General features: G+C 56.7%; 17 protein-coding genes and 1 pseudogene. 13 read left to right on the plus strand and 5 right to left on the minus strand.

Going from position 1 to position 18,014, the window contains the following annotated elements; genetic code table 11:
• Positions 1–6: 6 nt before the first annotated feature.
• The 7 genes from minD (at position 7) to HMPREF9334_RS11470 (ending at position 7,517) form a co-directional block, all read left to right on the plus strand.
• A complete protein-coding gene (gene minD, locus HMPREF9334_RS00765; protein ID WP_006691602.1) occupies positions 7–801 on the plus strand; it encodes a septum site-determining protein MinD in 795 nt (264 codons plus the stop codon).
• Positions 802–813: 12 nt separating this feature from the next.
• Complete coding sequence (gene minE / locus HMPREF9334_RS00770; RefSeq protein WP_006691603.1) at positions 814–1,101, plus strand: cell division topological specificity factor MinE; 288 nt, start codon at positions 814–816, stop codon at positions 1,099–1,101.
• Complete coding sequence (gene rodA, locus HMPREF9334_RS00775; RefSeq protein WP_006691604.1) at positions 1,098–2,204, plus strand: rod shape-determining protein RodA; 1,107 nt, start codon at positions 1,098–1,100, stop codon at positions 2,202–2,204. The genes minE and rodA overlap by 4 nt, the downstream gene beginning before the upstream one ends.
• A gap of 246 nt (positions 2,205–2,450) precedes the next feature.
• On the plus strand, positions 2,451–5,066 hold the full coding sequence (locus tag HMPREF9334_RS00780; protein WP_006691605.1) for a TIGR03960 family B12-binding radical SAM protein: 2,616 nt from the start codon (positions 2,451–2,453) through the stop codon (positions 5,064–5,066).
• A 116-nt stretch (positions 5,067–5,182) separates the two neighbouring features.
• The gene (locus HMPREF9334_RS00785; RefSeq protein ID WP_006691606.1) at positions 5,183–5,407 is read left to right on the plus strand and encodes a FeoA family protein; all 225 of its coding nucleotides are present in this window, start codon (positions 5,183–5,185) and stop codon (positions 5,405–5,407) included.
• A 14-nt stretch (positions 5,408–5,421) separates the two neighbouring features.
• Positions 5,422–7,317: a ferrous iron transport protein B gene (gene feoB, locus HMPREF9334_RS00790; protein WP_006691607.1), complete on the plus strand. Its 1,896-nt coding sequence runs from the start codon at positions 5,422–5,424 to the stop codon at positions 7,315–7,317.
• 32 nt (positions 7,318–7,349) lie between these two features.
• Entirely contained in the window at positions 7,350–7,517 is a 168-nt protein-coding gene (locus HMPREF9334_RS11470) for a FeoB-associated Cys-rich membrane protein (protein WP_006691608.1), read from the plus strand.
• 104 nt (positions 7,518–7,621) lie between these two features.
• On the opposite strand, the gene HMPREF9334_RS00795 is transcribed toward HMPREF9334_RS11470, so the two are convergent.
• The 3 genes from HMPREF9334_RS00795 to HMPREF9334_RS00805 are packed head-to-tail and all read right to left on the minus strand — an operon-like array spanning position 7,622 to position 10,297.
• Entirely contained in the window at positions 7,622–8,578 is a 957-nt protein-coding gene (locus HMPREF9334_RS00795) for an arsenic resistance protein (RefSeq protein ID WP_006691609.1), read from the minus strand.
• 25 nt (positions 8,579–8,603) lie between these two features.
• A complete protein-coding gene (locus tag HMPREF9334_RS00800) occupies positions 8,604–9,509 on the minus strand; it encodes a transglycosylase domain-containing protein (RefSeq protein ID WP_039957059.1) in 906 nt (301 codons plus the stop codon).
• Between the two features lie 20 nt (positions 9,510–9,529).
• Positions 9,530–10,297 (minus strand): DUF4931 domain-containing protein, encoded by a 768-nt coding sequence (locus tag HMPREF9334_RS00805; RefSeq protein WP_006691611.1) that lies wholly within the window; start codon positions 10,295–10,297, stop codon positions 9,530–9,532.
• Positions 10,298–10,439: 142 nt separating this feature from the next.
• On the opposite strand from HMPREF9334_RS00805, the gene trmD reads away from it, so the two are divergent.
• The 5 genes from trmD (at position 10,440) to HMPREF9334_RS00830 (ending at position 16,239) form a co-directional block, all read left to right on the plus strand.
• Positions 10,440–11,180, plus strand: coding sequence for a tRNA (guanosine(37)-N1)-methyltransferase TrmD (gene trmD / locus HMPREF9334_RS00810; RefSeq protein ID WP_006691612.1), 741 nt, complete (start codon positions 10,440–10,442; stop codon positions 11,178–11,180).
• Between the two features lie 92 nt (positions 11,181–11,272).
• Positions 11,273–12,730 (plus strand): nicotinate phosphoribosyltransferase, encoded by a 1,458-nt coding sequence (locus HMPREF9334_RS00815; RefSeq protein ID WP_006691613.1) that lies wholly within the window; start codon positions 11,273–11,275, stop codon positions 12,728–12,730.
• A gap of 7 nt (positions 12,731–12,737) precedes the next feature.
• Entirely contained in the window at positions 12,738–13,604 is an 867-nt protein-coding gene (locus tag HMPREF9334_RS00820) for a shikimate dehydrogenase (protein ID WP_006691614.1), read from the plus strand.
• A gap of 42 nt (positions 13,605–13,646) precedes the next feature.
• Positions 13,647–14,954, plus strand: a complete 1,308-nt coding sequence (locus HMPREF9334_RS00825; protein ID WP_039957060.1) for a nitrogenase component 1 — start codon at positions 13,647–13,649, stop codon at positions 14,952–14,954.
• Positions 14,947–16,239, plus strand: coding sequence for a nitrogenase component 1 (locus tag HMPREF9334_RS00830; RefSeq protein ID WP_006691616.1), 1,293 nt, complete (start codon positions 14,947–14,949; stop codon positions 16,237–16,239). Before HMPREF9334_RS00825 ends, HMPREF9334_RS00830 begins: the two co-directional genes overlap by 8 nt.
• 62 nt (positions 16,240–16,301) lie before the next feature.
• Here HMPREF9334_RS00830 and HMPREF9334_RS00835 read toward each other — a convergent pair whose 3' ends face one another.
• Both HMPREF9334_RS00835 and HMPREF9334_RS12845 read right to left on the minus strand, forming a co-directional pair.
• Positions 16,302–16,607 carry a P-loop NTPase family protein gene (locus HMPREF9334_RS00835; RefSeq protein ID WP_425358154.1) on the minus strand — a complete coding sequence of 102 codons (306 nt, stop codon included), beginning with the start codon at positions 16,605–16,607 and terminating at the stop codon, positions 16,302–16,304.
• A 42-nt stretch (positions 16,608–16,649) separates the two neighbouring features.
• Positions 16,650–16,835 (minus strand): annotated as a pseudogene (locus HMPREF9334_RS12845) (hypothetical protein); the annotation flags it as partial.
• Between the two features lie 323 nt (positions 16,836–17,158).
• On the opposite strand from HMPREF9334_RS12845, the gene HMPREF9334_RS00845 reads away from it, so the two are divergent.
• On the plus strand, positions 17,159–17,938 hold the full coding sequence (locus HMPREF9334_RS00845) for a Rossmann-like domain-containing protein (RefSeq protein ID WP_006691618.1): 780 nt from the start codon (positions 17,159–17,161) through the stop codon (positions 17,936–17,938).
• Positions 17,939–18,014: the final 76 nt, after the last annotated feature.

The following is an 18,014-nucleotide window of genomic DNA, read 5'->3' on the forward strand; positions in this document are numbered from 1 at the left end:
TGAAATATGAGTGATATCTACGTGGTGACATCGGGAAAGGGAGGCGTCGGAAAGACAACGACGACGGCGAATCTGGGCGTGGGCTTTGCCATGCGCGGAAAGAGCGTCGTTCTCATCGATACGGATACGGGGCTTCGGAATCTCGATCTCCTGCTTGGACTTGAAAACCGCATTATGTACGATCTGGTCGATGTGACCTCGGGGCGTGTGCCGTACAAGAAGGCACTCGTGCGTCACAAAAAATATGATTCGCTCTTTCTCCTGCCGACCTCTCAGGTCAAGGACAAGAGTGCGGTGAATCCCGATGAGCTTGCGACGCTCTGCGATGAGCTGCGCCGCTCCTACGATGTCATCATCATCGACTGCCCCGCCGGCATTGAGCAGGGGTTCAAGACGGCAATCGCGGCTGCCGATACGGCGATCGTCGTGACAATGCCGGAGATCTCGGCAGTGCGTGATGCAGACAAGATCATCGGCGAGCTGGGGCGCGCAGACAAGGAGGATATCCGCCTCATCGTCAACCGCATCCGTCCGAAGATGATTGAAAAGGGCGATATGCTCGATATGGACGATATTGATGAAATCCTTTCCGTCAGCTGCATCGGTCAGATTCCGGACGATGAGATGGTTGTAACGAGTACGAACCGCGGTGAACCCTGCGTCACGATGCCGGATTCTCCTGCGGGGCAGGCGTACCTCGACGTGGTTGGACGTCTCTCGGGCGAGGAGATTCCGTTCCGCGAGTTTGCGAAGGAAAGTATCTGGGAGTCGATCAAGAGCAAACTCTTTGGGAAAAAGTAAGGAGGGGACAGCGTGATTGAAATGCTGAGAAAGCTTCTTGGAAAAAAGGAAACTTCCGGCGACGTTGCGCGCCGTCGTCTCCAGCTGGTTATCATCAACGATCGAGCGAATGTCTCGCCGGAGATTATGGACAATATGCGCGCGGAGATCATTCAGGTAATCTCGAAGTATATGTATATTGATACGCGCGAGATGGAATTTTCTCTCGAAAACGAAAATGACACGATGGCACTTGTCGTCAACATCCCTGTCGTCAGTGTTCAGCATGGTGGCAGTGATATCTCAAGGCGCAGACGATGATTCTCTCAAAACGTCTCCTGCGCCGTACGGATCTGACACTGATTGCGGCTACGGCGGCAATCGTCATCATGAGCCTCGTCATCATCGGCAGTGCAACCCATGTCAACACGCCAAGCGAGGAGCGCTACTGGTTCGTTCAGCGGCAGGGCATCTCGATCATTGTAGACATCGCACTTGCGGCATTCCTGATGAATTTCGACTACAAGATCCTGCAGCGTTACGGCAACCATTTCTACGTGTTTAATCTCGTGCTCCTAATCCTTGTTATGCTGATCGGGCAGACAGCACTTGGTGCACAGCGGTGGATCGCACTCGGCCCTATCAGCATACAGCCCTCGGAGTTCTCGAAGCTCATCATGATTATCGCGCTTGCGGCGATGATGGAAAAGCGCGGCAGGATACATACGCTCAGTGATCTCGCGCCAGTCGCGACATATGTCGGCGTACCGTTCCTACTTGTCTTAAAGCAGCCGGATCTTGGAACATCGCTTGTCTTTCTTGCGATCTTCTTCGGCATGGTGTTTGTCGCTGGGATTCGTCTGCGCATCCTCTTTGCCATTTTCGGTCTGGGGCTGGCGGCACTGCCTGTCCTCTGGCATTTTTTGAAGGACTATCAAAAGATGCGCATTATGGTGTTCATGGATCCGAATGTCGATCCGCTCGGTGCGGGCTATCACATCATCCAGTCGAAGATCGCGATTGGCTCGGGGCTGCTCTTCGGCAAGGGGCTGTTCGGCGGAACGCAGAGTCAGCTGAACTTCCTGCCCGAGAACCATACGGACTTCATCTTCTCTGTTGTGGGAGAGGAACTGGGCTTCGTCGGTTGTACCGTCCTTCTGCTGCTCTATCTCATCGTGCTCTGGCGCGGCGTGCGGATTGCACAGAATGCGAGCGATACGTTTGGTCGGCTGCTCGCAGTCGGCATTACGTCGATGATCGCATTCCATGTGCTCGTCAATGTCGGAATGACGATGGGAATTATGCCCGTTACGGGCATCCCGCTCCCACTGATGAGCTACGGTGTGAGTTCACTCACAACCAATATCATGGCAATTGCCATTCTGCTGAACATTCAGCTGCGACGACAAAAATTACTGTTTTAGGGAATCGCTGATAAAATGAAGTCTGCCAGATTGGCGTAGATTTTTTCGTCCGAACAAGGCGGAAAACCGGACGCAGAGTGGTGCTCTGTGGAGGATTTTCCGCCGAAGTGCGGGCAAAAAAGATGCGTCAAGATAGTAGTGCTGAATTTATCAGTGCTTCCTGAGACTTTCTGAGGCTGTGCGCCTTCGCGTGGCAGTCTCTTTTCTTTTCTGTGTATATATTGATGTATGGGGGATAATGAAACAATGGTGCAGCTCGATCACAGCATCCTGCAATCGGTACTGAAACCTGCGCGGTATACGGGTGGTGAATGGAATGCCGTGCATAAGGATTGGTCATCGGTTCAATGTAAATTCGCGCTTGCGCTGCCCGATGTCTATGAGGTTGGCATGAGCAATCTCGGGCTTGCCATCCTCTATGAGATTCTGAACCGCCGTGCGGATATTGCAGCAGAGCGCGTCTATGCCCCATGGGTCGATATGGAGGAGAAGATGCGCGAGCGGGGAATTCCTCTTTTCTCCCTTGAGAGCCGCCACCCGATTGCGGAGTTCGATTTTCTCGGTTTTTCGCTGCAATACGAGATGATCTACTCAAATGTGCTGAATATGCTCGACCTTGCGGGGACCCCGCTCTATGCACATGAGCGCGGAGACGATATGCCATTTGTCATGGGCGGCGGACCGTGCGTCTACAATGTCGAGCCGATTGCGGACTTCTTCGATTTCTTCGTGATCGGAGAGGGCGAGGAAGTTCTTCTTGAGATATGCGATGCTTTTATTGCGTGGGATTCCGCAGGAAGGGCCGGCGGACGCAGAGGCTTCCTCACGCGGCTTCTCTCGGTTGATGGCATCTATGTGCCCTCGTTCTATGAGCCTGTCTATGATACGGCGGGCAATTTCCGCGAACTGCGTCCGCTGCACCCCGAGGCACGTCCCGTGATCTACAAGCGCGTCGTGCGGGATATGAATGCAGTTATGTCCGTAGAGCATCCGCTTGTGCCCTATATGGACATCGTGCACAACCGCATGATGATGGAGCTCTTTCGCGGCTGCTCGCGCGGCTGCCGCTTTTGTCAGGCGGGTATTGCCTACCGCCCCGCGCGCGAGCGCACGGAGGAACATTTGCGCGAGATGGCGAATGGTCTGATCGAATCGACGGGCTACGATGAAATGAGCCTCACTTCGCTCTCCTCAGCGGACTACTCCTGCCTCGGTCGGCTTGTGGACGATCTGATGACAGATTATGCAGGGGAAAAGCTCAGCTTTTCTCTGCCGTCACTGCGCATCGACAGCTTTTCGATTGACCTCGCGCATCGGATGCAGCAGGTGCGTAAATCGGGGCTGACCTTTGCACCCGAAGCGGGGACGCAACGTATGCGCGATGTCATCAACAAGGGCGTGACGGAGGAGAATCTGCTGACTGCGTGCGGCGCGGCGTTCCGTCATGGGTGGAAGCAGGTGAAGCTCTACTTCATGATGGGGCTGCCGACGGAGACAGATGAGGACATCATCGGCATTGCACGCCTTGCGAAAAAGGTGGTCGATCTCTATACGGAGATCCGTGGGCGTCGTGGCTGCAAGGTGACGGTCTCCGTCTCCTGCTTTGTGCCAAAGCCCTATACGCCGTTCCAGTGGTTCGGACAGCTGCCGATTGAGGAGTTTCAGCGGCGGCAGCAGCTCCTCAAGGAGCACATCACCGATCGCTCGATTACGTTCCACTACCACGATGCGCGTCTCTCCGTGATCGAGGGGGTCTTTGCGCGCGGCGACCGCCGCCTTGCGCCTGCACTCTATGAGGCGTGGAAGAACGGTGCAAAGTTTGACGGTTGGTCGGATCTCTTTGACGACAGCCGCTACTTCGCTGCGTTTGAGAAGTGCGGCATTGACTGGGAATATTTCAGTCGTCGCACGCGCACGATTGGCGAGCCGCTGCCGTGGGCACATACATCGCCCGGTGTGCTCGAACGATTCCTGAAGTCCGAGTGGCAGAAGGCACTTGCGGCCTCGCTCACGGAGGACTGCCGCCGCACGCACTGCACGGGCTGCGGCATCTGTCCGACGCTCGGTGTGGACGTGATCGACTATGCCGGCACGGAGGCAGAGCAGACATCTGCGCCTGTGGAGGTGCATCCACGCGCGGCTGAGACGGACGCAGAGCATGCGCCTGCAGCGCGCAGCCTCTTCGTCTATCGCGGGCTGATTACAAAGGGGGAGGAGTTGCGCTATGTCTCCCACCTCGACTATGCGAATCTCTTCGTGCGTGCGTGCAAGCGCGCAAAACTCCCGATGGCGTATTCGGAGGGGTTCAACCCGCACATGAAGGTCGCGTTTGCGTCCGCGCTCTCGCTTGGTGCGGCGAGCGATGCGGAGTATGTGGACTTCGAGATGACGGAGGCACTTCCGCCGAGTGTGGTTATGAAGCGTCTCGGAGAACACCTGCCGCGCGGGGCGCAGATGGTGCGGCTCAAACTATTGGAAGGCAAGCATAAGGCTCTGATGGCGGATGTGGACGAGGCGCGCTATCGGATTGCCGTACCCTATGCGGGCGATCTCGATGCGGTGCGCGAGAGCGTGCGCCGCTACAACGCGGCGGAGAGTGCCGTATGGGAGCGCGTGACACCGAAGAAGAAGCGTACGATTGAGACAAAGACATACATAAAAACGCCCGTCTCCTTTACGTTGGAGCACGAGCGTCTGACGTTTTGGATGAATCTCGTCGTGACCTCGGAGGGCAGTGTCAAGCCCATCGAAGTGCTGTCCGTGATGGTGCGGGATTTTGCCCTGCCGATTGATCCGAACGAGGCGTATGTGACGCGCATCGGACTGTTTGCAGACGGTGTGGCACTGATCGACCGGGCATGATTTCACGCCTGAGACCACTTGATAGAGTGATATGAAGTAAGGTATCATACACAATGCAGAGATAGTTTCATTATCATTTGCATTGATAATAATGTGGATTTTAGGAGGTATCTTGATTGACACTGAAGGATGGGAAGACAGGAATGACGCTGAAGATTTTGCAAATCGGTGAGTCACCGCTCAAGCAGCGTCTCATGTCGATGGGACTCATTCCGGGAACGAAGGTGACGGTTCTGCGCTCAGCCCCCATGGGGGATCCGATCGCGATTGGCATTCGCTCGTACAATCTCGCGCTGCGCCGTGAGGATGCAGCACTTATATCCGTCGAGCAGGTCGGTTAGGGGAGGACCGGAATATGTCAACACTTGCAGTCGCTCTGACCGGCAATCCGAATACCGGTAAATCGACCATTTTCAACGCGCTGACGGGAGCACGTCAGAAAATCGGCAACTGGCCGGGGGTTACGGTCGACAAAAAGATCGGCCACACGCATTATAAGGGGCGGGCAATTTCCGTCGTCGATCTTCCGGGGACGTACAGCATCAACGCACGCTCGCCGGAGGAGAAAATCGTCATTGACTATCTGACGAATACGAAGCTGGATCTCGTCCTGAATGTCGTGGACAGTTCGAACATCGAGCGCAATCTTTTCCTCACGGTGCAGCTCCTTGAGAAGGGGATTCCGCTCCTCATCGACCTCAATATGCAGGACGATGCACAGCGACGCGGCATCAAGATCAACACAGCAAAGCTCGAAGAGGCACTCGGTATGCCCACCGTAGAGACGACGGGGCGCAGCAGCAAGAGTACAAAGACGCTGCTCGATGTCTTTACGAGTACGGTCATGGCAAAGTATCAGCCGAGTGATCTTGTCAAGGAGCACATTGCGAAGATCCATGAAATTGAGGGCAGTTCGCGTACAGAGGCGGAGAAGGAGGAGGCGATCATTGAGGCGCGTTACGCACTCATCGATCAGGTCATGGCGCAGGCAGTGACGGTTCAGAGTGTCGGTGCAACGCGCTCGGAGAAGATGGATCGTTTCCTTGCAAATGGTGCTCTTGCGCTGCCGATCTTCTTCCTGATTCTCTATGCTGTGTTTCAGATCACGTTTACATGGATTGGTCAGCCCATTGCCGACGAGCTTGAGGTACTCATCAACGATGAGTTCTTGAACTTTGCAAAGGATTCACTTGTGGCGGCGGGGGTTGCGGACTGGATGGTCTCGCTCGTTACGGACGGCATCATCGCGGGTGTCGGCTCGGTGCTGACATTCGTCCCGCTCATCTTCGTCCTGTTCTTCTGCCTCTCGTTCCTCGACGGCACTGGCTACATGGCACGCATCGCGTTCATCACCGATCCGATCATGCGCCGCTGCGGTCTGACGGGCAAGGGCATCATGCCGCTGATGATGGGCTTCGGCTGCGCTGTTCCGTCCATCATGGGTGCACGTGCGCTCGACTCGGAAAAAGACCGCATGGTCTCGATCCTCGTTACGCCATTCCTGACGTGCGGTGCGAAGCTGCCGATCATGGCACTGTTTGCAGCGATGTTCTTCCCCGATAATGCGGCGAACGTTGTCTTCCTCATGTATGTTATCGGCATGGTTATGGCAATCGTCGTGGCAAAGCTGCTCGGCTCGACCATGTTCAAGGCACAGGGCTCAACCTTCCTGTTGGAGCTTCCGCCGTACCGTATGCCCGATATGAATTCGGTTCTCTTGGAGACATGGGATAAGGGCAAGGGATACCTCATCAAGGCCGGTACGATTATCTTTGCGGCATCGGTCATCCTCTGGTTTATGTCGAACTACAACTTCAGCGGACCGTGCGAGATCGAGGACAGCATCCTCGCAACACTTGGCAGCTGGATGTCTGTGCTCTTCACATTCCACGGCTTTGCAACGTGGGAGGCCGGCGCGGCTGTCCTCTCCGGCATCATGGCGAAGGAGACGGTTGTTGCGACAATCGGCATTCTCTACGGTGTTGCCGATGTCTCGACAGAGGCGGCAGATGCGGTCGACACGGCCTCCACGATGCTCCAGACGGGAATGGGTGCAGCGTTTACAAGTCTTTCGGCACTTGCCTTCATGGTGTTCTCACAGCTCTATACGCCGTGTGTCACGTCACTCGGTACGCTCAAGAAAGAGACGGGCGCGTGGAAATGGGTCGGCTTCTCTGCCGTCTATATGTTCGCGATTGCTTGGTTTGTTTCACTTCTCGTCTATCAGATCGGTCGGGCACTCGGATTCTGATGAAAGGATTCGTTTTCTGAGGAGGGATTCCTATGGCGACCTATGTCGTTGGTGCATTCGTGGCGGTCGCACTCTTTTTTGCAGTCCGCCACGTCTATCGGAACTTTTGTCTGGGCAGGGAGGACTGCTGCGGCAGCAGCTGCTCGTCCTGTGATGAACCGCCTTCTTGCTGCCATTCATCGGAACAACTGAAAAAATAAGACAAGCGCGCTCTCTAGGGGGGGCGCGCTTTTTGCTGTGTGCAAACGAGCACAGGGATATCGCATATGAAGGAACGCTGAAAATAGTGCCATGTTTGCGGATATCATTCGCCGGATTGTGTCTTTCGGATTCGCTGTGCGATCAGCGCGAGTACAGGCAGCTCAATCAGCGGGCCGATGATGAGGGCGAGTATGGTCAGAGGGCGGTCGGGGAATGCAGCAGCGGCGATTGCCAGTGCGAGCGGTGAGTTGCGTGCGAGGGTGGTGAAGCTGAGTGCCGTGAGGTCTGCGCCACGAAATCCCAGCCGTGTGCCAAGACGGCGTACGAACACATAGTTGACGATGAAGAAGATCAGCATGACGAGGAGCATATCGGCGAAGAGCTTAGGATGTGCAAACAGCAGCGTGCTTTCCGATGCAAACATAGCAAGGACAGCGGTCATGAGAAAAGCGAGCTGCAGCCCGTCTCCCCATCTGCGGAGGTGTGTGATGCCATGTGCCGCGCGCGGAAAGGAACGTCCAAGTATCCGGCTGCATACGGCAAGAGTCAACGGCAGGAGCAGCACAATCAGTGCGCTGCGAACAACCTCTGCATCGGTCATGTGGACAATATCCCCGTAGAATAGAGCCAGATCGACGGGCAGGAGCAGGATTTGCAGTGTGAGGTTCAGCGGCAGGATTGATGCCCCGAGCACGGTGTTTCCACGCGCCTGTGCCGTAAAGACAAGGTACCAGTCCGTGCATGGCGTTACGAGAAGCATCATCAGGCCGATCTGCATATCAATGCTTTCATGAAAGAAAAGAAGTCCCAATGCATAGGAAAAAACGGGAGTCCACAGGAAATTGACAGCGACGGCGGTCAGCGTGAAGCGGACATTCTGAAACGCCGCACGCAGCTTGCTGCCGTCGGCGGAGAGGAAGACCATGTAGAGCAGTGCCCCCAGTGCGGGCGTAATGATATGAGCAGAGGCTTCGCGGAGTCCCTCCACAGATCCGAGCCAAATCCCTGCCAGTGCCGCTGCAATGATGAGCAGCGGCTGATAGATTGCAGCTAAATTCATCCGTTCATCCTTTATCCGTGATTCCTTACCTCTTTTCCTTTGCGCTCTCCTCGGGGCGGAAATCCAGCGGCTGCATCTTTGCATCTTCGGCTGTGCGTGCGTCGATCAGTCCCTGTGCTTCCATTGTATCGAGGACGACTGCCTGCCGCTTCTTTGCGGCGATGAAGTTTTCAAATGGGGAGAGTTCGGAGGGGGCATTGGGGATGCCCGCGAGCATGGAGGCTTCGGGCAGGTCGAGCGCGGCCGGTGCTTTTCCATAGTATCCCTCGGCTGCGGCATTCACACCGTAGAAGCCCGAACCGTAGTAAACGACGTTCAAATACATCTCGAGAATCTCATCCTTCGAGTAGGCGATCTCGATGTCGAGGGCGAGCAGAAGCTCCTGCACTTTGCGCGTGAAGGTCTGCTCGTTCGCGAGAAAGAGATTCTTTACAAGCTGCTGTGTGATTGTGCTCGCGCCTTCCTCGATACGTCCATGCTGGATGTTGACGAGGGCGGCGCGTGCCATGCCCGTCATGTCAAAGCCCCAATGATCGTAGAAACGCCGATCCTCGATCGCCACCATTGCACGCTTGAGGTCGGGGGAAATGTGTCCGATGGGGACATAGTCGGAGCGGTTCAGGCGCGCGTTGATCGCGCGGCGGATGAAGAGGACGCGTGCGAGCTGTTCGAAGGCATCGGGATCGTGGATCTCGTGCAGCTGATTTGCGGGCAGCTGCCGCTCGGCAGAGGGCAGGAGTTCACCGATGCTCTGCCAGACCTGTGGGACGAAGAGAAATGTGCCAACGGAAACGAGGACGGCGCACAGCAGCATACTCAAGAAAAAACGCCCAAATTTGCGGGGCGTTTTTTTCTTTCCTGTGCGTTTTCGTGCCGTTGTTTTGCGTCTGCGCGTGCGTTTCGGCGGGGTCTCGTTGATCGTATCGTTCATACTGTACTCCACATATTGTTTTAGTGCTTCCCAAAGTATTTTGCACGTATCCGATCCCGCACCTCCACAAGGTTGGACGGGAGCAGACGGATGTTGTAGCCGATGAAGACGGGGGAGGTGGCAAAGCGCGGCATGATCTTGATGAAGATGTCTGCGCCATCATTGTAGAAGAAGATGTTGTAGCTCGTCAGCGGACGGCGGAAGGCATTCATAAAGAAGTCAACCGCGATCTGGATGTAGTCGGCGATGGTTGCAGTCGCCCCCGCATCCGCAGGGACGATGTTCAGCTCCCAAAAGCCGACGCGCGGTGTGGTGGAGATGTTCAGCGTGACGCCGTCCCGCTCGTCCACGGTCAGTCCCTCGAACTCGGCGCGGCGAAAGGCAAGCTCCTGCCGAAACGTGGGGAAGCCGACGAGCTGCATATGCGGGTGACGGATTGTTCCGCCCGAGTACGGTCCATAGTTCTTGAAAAAGAGCACCGTGTCATACTTTCCGCTCGCACGCATCTGCGCCCAATGCTCCATGCCGAACGCGATGAGGCGGTGCATATGGTCGCGCGTGTAGGCGGGCATATCTGCATCGCAGTCCCTGCCCTCGATGAGGACGAATTGATCCGCCTCCTCGATGACGTTGTACTTGTTTTTGAGCAGGATGATATCGCCGTCTGTCGCGATGATGTCTGTCAGCTTGTCCGTTGCACAGAACGGACAAGCCGCATTGCTGTGAATGATGTTTTCGGGCTTCTGCCGCCCGATATCCGTATTGAAATGGGCAAGGTTGATGTCCATAAAATGCTCCTGAGTTCCATTCATCCCTTTCCCTATTATATATCTTCCGTGTCGATTCGTAAAATATTTTATCGAAAGCGTGCAATTCACAAATGCATTCATGTTATAATGAAAGACATTGCAATGAGGATAAGGAGTTCCTATGAGAATCGATCTTGTAACGCTCTTTCCCGAGATGTTTGCGGGCGTATTTGGCACGAGCATCATCGGGCGTGCGGCAGAGCGCGGCATATTGGATGTTCACTATACAAATTTTCGTGACTACTCGACGGATAAACACCGTCATGTGGACGATACCCCGTGCGGCGGCGGGGCGGGCATGGTCTTAAAGCCCGAGCCCCTTTATGCTGCCGTGCGTGACATTCGTGCCAAGACCACCGATTGTGAGGGGCGGCGGTGCACCATCATCTTCGATCCTGCGGGCGAGGCATTCACGCAGAAGACGGCAAAGGAACTGGCGGCATACGAACAGCTCATTCTTATCTGCGGACACTATGAAGGTTTTGATGCGCGCGTCTACGATCTCGCCGACCGCCTTATTTCCGTCGGGGACTTCGTACTGACGGGCGGGGAGATCCCTGCGATGCTCGTGGTCGATGCGACGGCGCGCATGCTGCCGGGTGTGCTCGGCGACGATACGTCTGCACCGACGGATTCATTTTTTGATGTGCTGCTCGGCTATCCGCAGTACACGCGTCCGCGTGTGTTTGAGGGCAAAGCGGTGCCCGATGTCCTGCTCTCCGGCAATCATGCGGAGATTGCACGCTGGCGGCGTGAGCAGTCCCTGCTTCGTACCATGCGCCACCGTCCGGAGCTACTGCCATTGGCAAAGCTCACAACGGAGGATCTGCTCTTTCTGTCAAAACAGAACGAAAAATGGTGAGAAACTATTTTTGCGTGAATCTTGAGGAAATGGTATAATGCAAAGGAATGATTGTTATGCCATTTCTTTCTGCCCGATAGGGGGACTGTACTGTGACGCAATTTGATAAGCGAAACTTGTCGATGATGATGGATTTCTACGAGATGACGATGTCCTACGGATACTTTCGTCAGACACACGGCGACGTGCGCGTTGCCTTCGATCTCTTCTTTCGCTCGGTTCCCGACAGGGGGGGCTATGCCGTCTTTGCAGGGCTTGAGCATGTGATCGAGTTCGTGGAGAATCTTTCCTTTTCGGATGAAGACATCGATTATTTTCGTGCACAGAATCTGTTTTCGGAGGAGTTTTTGTCGTTTCTGCGCGGCTTCCGCTTCCGTGGGGACATCTACGCCGTGCCGGAAGGGACGATCATCTATCCCAACGAGCCTCTGATGACGATTGTTGCGCCCATCATCGATGCGCAGCTGATTGAGACGGCGATTCTCGCACAGATCAATCATCAGTCTCTGATTGCAACGAAGGCTTCGCGCATCGTTCGTGCGGCTGAGGGGCGCAAGGTGTCGGACTTCGGCGCGCGGCGTGCGCACAACATGGACGCTGCGACCTACGGCGCACGCGCGGCCTACATTGGCGGTGTCGATATGACGGCAACGGTGTCGGCAGGACAGCAGTTCGGCATTCCCATATCGGGGACGATGGCGCACAGCTGGGTCATGTTCTTCGAGGATGAGTTCACGGCGTTCAAAAAATATGCGGAGCTCTATCCGCAGGCGACCGTGCTCCTCGTCGATACCTACGATGTCATTCATTCGGGGATTCCGAACGCCATTCGTACGGCGCATGAAGTGCTTGCGCCGCAGGGGCACCGCCTTGCGGGGGTGCGCATCGACTCGGGCGATCTGGCATATCTCTCGAAGCGCGTCCGCACGATGCTGGATGATGCAGGGCTTACGGACTGCAAGATTATCCTGTCGAACAGCCTCGATGAGTTTACGATTTCCTCGCTCCTTCTCCAGGGCGCGCAGGTGGACAGCTTCGGTGTGGGCGAGCGTCTGATTACGGCGAAGTCCGATCCCGTCTTTGGTGCAGTCTACAAGCTTGTTGCTGTAGAAAAGGACGGCGTGTTTGCGCCGCGCATCAAGATGTCGGAAAACGTGGAAAAGCTGACGAATCCCGGGCTCAAGGATCTCTACCGTATCTACGACAGGCACGGCAAGGCGGTCGCAGATATGCTTGCCGTACGGGGGGAGGAGATCGATCTCACGAGGCCGTTCCGCTATGTCGATCCGCGCAAGCCGTGGAAGAACCGCTTCTTTGAGGGGGTCACGGCGGTGAATCTGCGCCGTCTCTATGTACGTTCGGGCAAGCGCGTAGAGCAGCTGCCGACGCTCGAAGAGATCCGCTGCTATGTGCAAAAGCAGCTGGCGGAGGAGATCTGGCCGGAGGAGCAGCGTTTTGAGAATCCGCACCGTCACTATCTCGATATGACACCGATGTATTACGAGATCAAGATGGGTCTGCTCGACGATATGCGCGGCAAGCATAGTTAGGATATATATGATTACAGGAAAGACAAGACTGCTTGCCGTCATCGGTGCCCCCATCGCCCACAGCCTCTCACCGATCATACAGAATGCAGCCCTGCACGCCGCAGGGCTTGACTATGTCTATACGGCTCTGCCCGTACGTGCGGATGCTCTCGCATCTGCGGTGCGCGGTCTCCGCGATGCGGGCATTGCGGGATTCAACGTGACGATTCCGTTCAAGACGGAGATCATTCCGCTGCTGGATGCGCTGAGTGAGGATGCGCGGCGCATTCAGGCGGTGAATACCGTTGTGATCGAGGACGGCAGAATGGTCGGTCACAATACGGATGTCGCCGGGTTCCTCGCGGGCTTTGCGGAGCGGGGGATTGCGCTCACAGGGAAAAAAGCTGTACTCATCGGCGCGGGCGGCGCAGCGCGGGCGGCTCTGTGGGGACTTCTGCGCAGCGGTGTTTCCTCCGTCGTGATCGGCGTACGCAGTGTGGAAAAAGGCGCGGCACTTGCGGCAGACTTTGCAGTGGACGGCGATGTGCGGGCGGTATCTTTTGATGATACCGCATGGATTGTTGCGTGCAGCGATGCCGATATTGTCGTGCAGACAACGCCGCTGGGTATGACACCGCACACAGCGGAGATGCCGCCCGTCGACACTGCGTCGATGAATCCCGCCGCAGTTGTATACGATCTGATCTATACGCCTGCCGAGACGCGCTTTCTGCGCGAGGCACGGGCGCAGGGATGTGAAACGATCAACGGCGAGACAATGCTCGTCGCGCAGGGGGCGGAGGCATTTCATCTCTGGGCAGGTGTGCGTCCCGATATGGAACTGATGAAACGAACGCTGCGTGAGGAGCTTGCACGGAATACGTTGCGGTACTGACACCGATGGCGGTTGAGGAACCGGAGGACTTGGTGGAGCAGTATGGCAATTAAGGTAAAACGCGCGGGGGTGCGGCGTGCGCAGTGCAGCTGCAGTATGCCCGCTGTCTGGTGGGCGCTCTCGTACGCGCGGGGAGCACTGGTTATCTTTCATAGTCCACGCTCCTGTGCACATGTGGTGCGTGAAAAGGATGTCGGTAGCTTTCACCGTCTGGTCGGTGCGGGCACGTATGCACCGCCGTCGCCCGTACCGCTCCTCACAAGCGGCATCGCTGAGGGCGACGCGGTGTTCGGTGCGGCGGAGCGTCTGCGTGCGTGCATCCGCTATGCGGCGGAGAAGTATCATCCGCATGCTGTCTTTATCGGCGGCTCCTGCGTGAGCGGCATCATCGGAGACGATACGCGGGCAGTGGCGGAAGAGATGGAGGAGGAACTCGATCTGCCTGTTGTGGCAGTCCCCACGAGCGGCTTTTTGGACAATGAATCCTTTGACGGCTATCTCTCGGTTGCGCGTGTGCTGACCGACCGCTTTATGCATCCACCCGCGCAGGTGAGGCAAGGGACGGTGGCGTTTCTCGGGGACTATGGCGGCTTCTACAGCTCCTATGTGCAGGAGCTGAAGCGGCTGCTCGCGGGGATCGGACTGCAGCTTACGGTACAGTTTCCCACCTATACGCCGCTGGATGAGATACAGGCGGTATCGGAGGCGGAGCTACTCATTGTGCTCGGCAGTTCGATGTCGGACGAGAAGCAGGAGATGCTCGTCGCGTTCGCAGAGGAGCTGCATACGCGCTTCGGTACGCCGTACTTTGCCGAGGCGTTTGCGGGCGGTGCGGAGGAGACGGCGCATTGGCTGCGCTGCATCGGTGTACAATGCGGGCGTACGTCGGAGGCGGAGGAGGTGATCCGACGCGAGGAGGAGGCGTTCGAGCGCGTTCTCGTGCGTGCGCGGAAGATGCTTGACGGGCGGCGCACGGTGCTGGTCGTTGGGCGTGAGCTGCACTGGCTGCAGCCAGAGATCCTCCTGCACCTGATCGAAAAGGCGGGCGTATGTCTCGCCGGGATCATCTTGCTCGCACTCTTTACCGAGGAACAGCGTACCACAGTAGAGGAAGGGCTGCGTCAGTGCACGGATGTACCGATCCTTGCGGTGGAGGATTCCGCGAGTGAGGAACTGCTGCGGGCGGTGGATTTCGTATTTACCACGCATGAACTCGTGGACGTAGGGCTGCGGCAGATCCTGCTCGGCAAGCTGCCCACGGTCGGCTGGGCGATGGAACGGCAGCTCATCGAGGATATGGAGCACGTACTCTATCGGCATACGGACAGAGGAGGGCTGATCTATGGATGAGGCGGTTCTCTCCTTCGACGATATGTCCGTGTGGATGGAGAGCTGTGCGCTGACAGGCGCGGCGGCGTTCTTCGCGGGGCTGCGCGGCTGTGCCGTGATCGTCAACGGCCCGCTGTGGTGCTATCTCTTTACGCAGCGGCACATCGAGCAGAGCCAGAGCGACATCTCGCACCGCATGAAGTGCACACAGCTCGACAACGATGCAATTGTGTTCGGTGCGGAGGATTATCTGCGCGAAGCCCTGCAGCCGCATATCGACCATCCGCCCGCGCTGCTCGCCGTCATTAGCGGTAGTTCGGCAAGTCTGATCGGCGATGATGTCGGTGCGATTGCACGCGCGGCGGGGGTGACCTGCCCCGTGGTCGCTATTGACAGCGGCGGGCTGGTCGGCAGCTTTGCGGATGGATGGGCGCGTGCTTCCTGCGCGATGATCGATGTGTTGCTCAGAGAGACACGGGGAGAGGTGCGGTGCGGGGTCAACCTCATCGGCATGACCTCATCCTACTACAACGGTGAGAACGATGTACGGGAGCTTGTACGCCTGTTGACGGGGGCGGGCTATGAGGTGCGCCACGTATTCGGTTGCGACATGCCACCCGAGAGCATTGGCGATCTCTCACAGGCGGAGCTCAATATCGTTGTGCATGATGAGCTCGGGCTTGCAGCGGCAAAGCACATCGAACAGCACTGCGGCACGCCGTATATCGCACCGCTTCCCCCGTACGGCCGCGCGGGGACGAAGCGGTGGCTTGCGGCGATCTTTTCCGCACTGCCGCCCGTACGCGGCGAGGATGCCATGGAGGAGATTGCGGCGGCGGAGCGCAGGGACTTCCTACGGATCAACGATCTCAAGAATACGTGGGGAGAGCTGCTCTTTGATACCGCGCTCATCCGTGCGCCGCGCTCGTCGGCGTGGGGGCTTGCCGAGGCACTGCGGACGGAGTGGGCGGATGTGCGCCACCTCGCGGTTGCAGCGCAGCTGCGCGAGGACGCTGCTGCCGTAAAGATCGCGGACGAGCGGCTCGCGGAGACGGATACGGCGCGGGCGCAGGGAGTGCTCGCGGCGATGGAGCGTGGTCTGCTCATGGGGAGCAGCAGTGAGTCCGTGCTTGCCGACCCGCGCAGGATGCTCTACGTCCCCGTCTCTTATCCTGTCGTGGATCGGCTCCACATCTCGGATCAGCCGTTTATGGGACTGCGCGGCGCACGGCACATCGAGGACATGCTCTGGAACGGGAGCGTCCTCAGGCGGGAACTGTCTGTCCGCGCAGGTATACATGGATAAGATGGATGCTCTATGAAAAATCGGGGCTGCTGCACATTTCTTTCGTGCAGCAGCCCCGTTTCTCATTGATGAGCTTGTGGTGGGAGGGGGACACAGGTGCGTGTCTCGGGGATGTGTTCATACCCGACAATCTTCGCGGTGACCCCATACAGTTTTGTGAGTCGTTCCTCTGTGATTGTATCGTTTGTCTGTCCCACGAAAAACACGCCGTCCCGCCCCATGATGGCCGTCTGATCTGCACAGTAAAAGGCATGACTTGGTGCATGTGTCGTCATCATAACCGTGATCCCCGCCGCACTGAGTGTACGGATGCGGTTCATCACGAGCACCTGATTGCCGAAATCGAGGCTCGCCGTGGGCTCGTCCATGCAGAGGAGCTGCGGCTGCTGCGCAATCGCACGTGCCAAGAGGACAAGCTGCCGCTCTCCGCCGCTGATCTTTGTATGGTCTCCTTCTTCTCTCCAACGTCGATAATGACCTGCGGATTCGCGGAGAGCACTGCCTCCTTGTTGAAATTCTTCATGCCGTAAAACTGACCGAGCACGGGAAGATCGCGGTACTGAGCCCCCACATAGGGGAGCGTAGCATCTTTCCACTGTCCGGAAATACCGACGAGCTTGTCCGGAGCAATGGCAAAGAGTGCCATCTGGGCAAGACCGCCGGATGGTGCGATGCGATCAATCTGTTTTGGGAGCTCGACTGTACGTCCTGCGGAATCCGTGAAGGTATATGTCGCGGCGACAGGATTCTCCTTTTCCTCCTGGCCGCATCCGACGAGCAGAATAAGGAGGAGGAATAATACGGTGAGCAGTGCATTTCTTTTTTTCACAATCATCATCCTTTCGTTCTCTGTTCACGGTTGAATCTGCTGAATCGCTGTGTTATCCTAGGGGCAACAGATCTGTGAGGAGGTATTTTCGTGAACTACTGGAATCTTTACGATGAGATCATCGACGGATTGCCACAGGACATCTATATCGACGACTATGCCGTCGGACGCCCATGGACGTATGTGCGTGCAGGGGATTTGGTCGGCATCTGCATGACGATCCCTGCGTACAGCCGCCCGCGTCTACGAAAGGAGAGCTTTCTCGGCTATTCGCTGCGCGAAGCGGGAGAGTACGTGCGCTCGTGGCAAGGGCAGGAGGCATCCATTGCCGCTGCTGCCATCAACGCATTTTACAATCAGCCGTCCAAGGTGGAGGCGATGCAGGGATTCCACGGCGAGGATGCATCCGCCGAAACACTGGATGAGCGCAAGAAGCTGGAAGCATTCGCCATGTATACGGAGCAAATTCGCGGCAAGAAAGTCGCTGTCATCGGTCACTTTCCGAATTTCCAAAAGAAATGGGAATCGATATGCGACCTCTCCATCCTTGAGATGCAGCCCGAGTGGGGGGACTATCCGGCGGAAGCGGCAGAGTTCCTTCTGCCGCAGCAGGACTTTGTCTTTATGACAGGGGCGACCTTTGCCAACAAGACCATGCCGCGCCTTTTAGAGCTCTCAAAGAATGCCGTGACCGTCCTCGTTGGCCCCTCCGTGCCCATGCATCCATGTCTTTTTGACTACGGTGCAAACGGTCTTTCGGGATTTACAGCAACCGATGCTGCACTCGCTGCCGATCTCGTTCATTTCGGCTATGAAACCGATATTGCAAGCTGTGGAAAAATGGCGGACGTTCTTCCACATTTTGTCTGAATACAACATAACAGAGTTGCCGTACGTTTTCAAAGCGTACAGCAACTCTGTTTTATTTTACGAGGTTAGAACGTCA

Origin of the sequence: Centipeda infelix ATCC 43532, from assembly GCF_000234095.1 — a bacterium.
Taxonomy (GTDB): domain Bacteria; phylum Bacillota; class Negativicutes; order Selenomonadales; family Selenomonadaceae; genus Centipeda; species Centipeda infelix.

Excerpts from the sequence above, each read along its gene's own strand:
- minD (WP_006691602.1), top strand. The coding sequence starts at position 7 with ATGAGTGATATCTACGTGGTGACATCGGGAAAGGGAGGCGTCGGAAAG.
- rodA (WP_006691604.1), top strand. The coding sequence starts at position 1,098 with ATGATTCTCTCAAAACGTCTCCTGCGCCGTACGGATCTGACACTGATT.
- HMPREF9334_RS00780 (WP_006691605.1), top strand. The coding sequence starts at position 2,451 with ATGGTGCAGCTCGATCACAGCATCCTGCAATCGGTACTGAAACCTGCG.
- feoB (WP_006691607.1), top strand. The coding sequence starts at position 5,422 with ATGTCAACACTTGCAGTCGCTCTGACCGGCAATCCGAATACCGGTAAA.
- HMPREF9334_RS11470 (WP_006691608.1), top strand. The coding sequence starts at position 7,350 with ATGGCGACCTATGTCGTTGGTGCATTCGTGGCGGTCGCACTCTTTTTT.
- HMPREF9334_RS00795 (WP_006691609.1), bottom strand. The coding sequence starts at position 8,578 with ATGAATTTAGCTGCAATCTATCAGCCGCTGCTCATCATTGCAGCGGCA.
- HMPREF9334_RS00800 (WP_039957059.1), bottom strand. The coding sequence starts at position 9,509 with ATGAACGATACGATCAACGAGACCCCGCCGAAACGCACGCGCAGACGC.
- HMPREF9334_RS00805 (WP_006691611.1), bottom strand. The coding sequence starts at position 10,297 with ATGGACATCAACCTTGCCCATTTCAATACGGATATCGGGCGGCAGAAG.
- trmD (WP_006691612.1), top strand. The coding sequence starts at position 10,440 with ATGAGAATCGATCTTGTAACGCTCTTTCCCGAGATGTTTGCGGGCGTA.
- HMPREF9334_RS00820 (WP_006691614.1), top strand. The coding sequence starts at position 12,738 with ATGATTACAGGAAAGACAAGACTGCTTGCCGTCATCGGTGCCCCCATC.
- HMPREF9334_RS00825 (WP_039957060.1), top strand. The coding sequence starts at position 13,647 with ATGGCAATTAAGGTAAAACGCGCGGGGGTGCGGCGTGCGCAGTGCAGC.
- HMPREF9334_RS00830 (WP_006691616.1), top strand. The coding sequence starts at position 14,947 with ATGGATGAGGCGGTTCTCTCCTTCGACGATATGTCCGTGTGGATGGAG.
- HMPREF9334_RS00835 (WP_425358154.1), bottom strand. The coding sequence starts at position 16,607 with ATGGACGAGCCCACGGCGAGCCTCGATTTCGGCAATCAGGTGCTCGTG.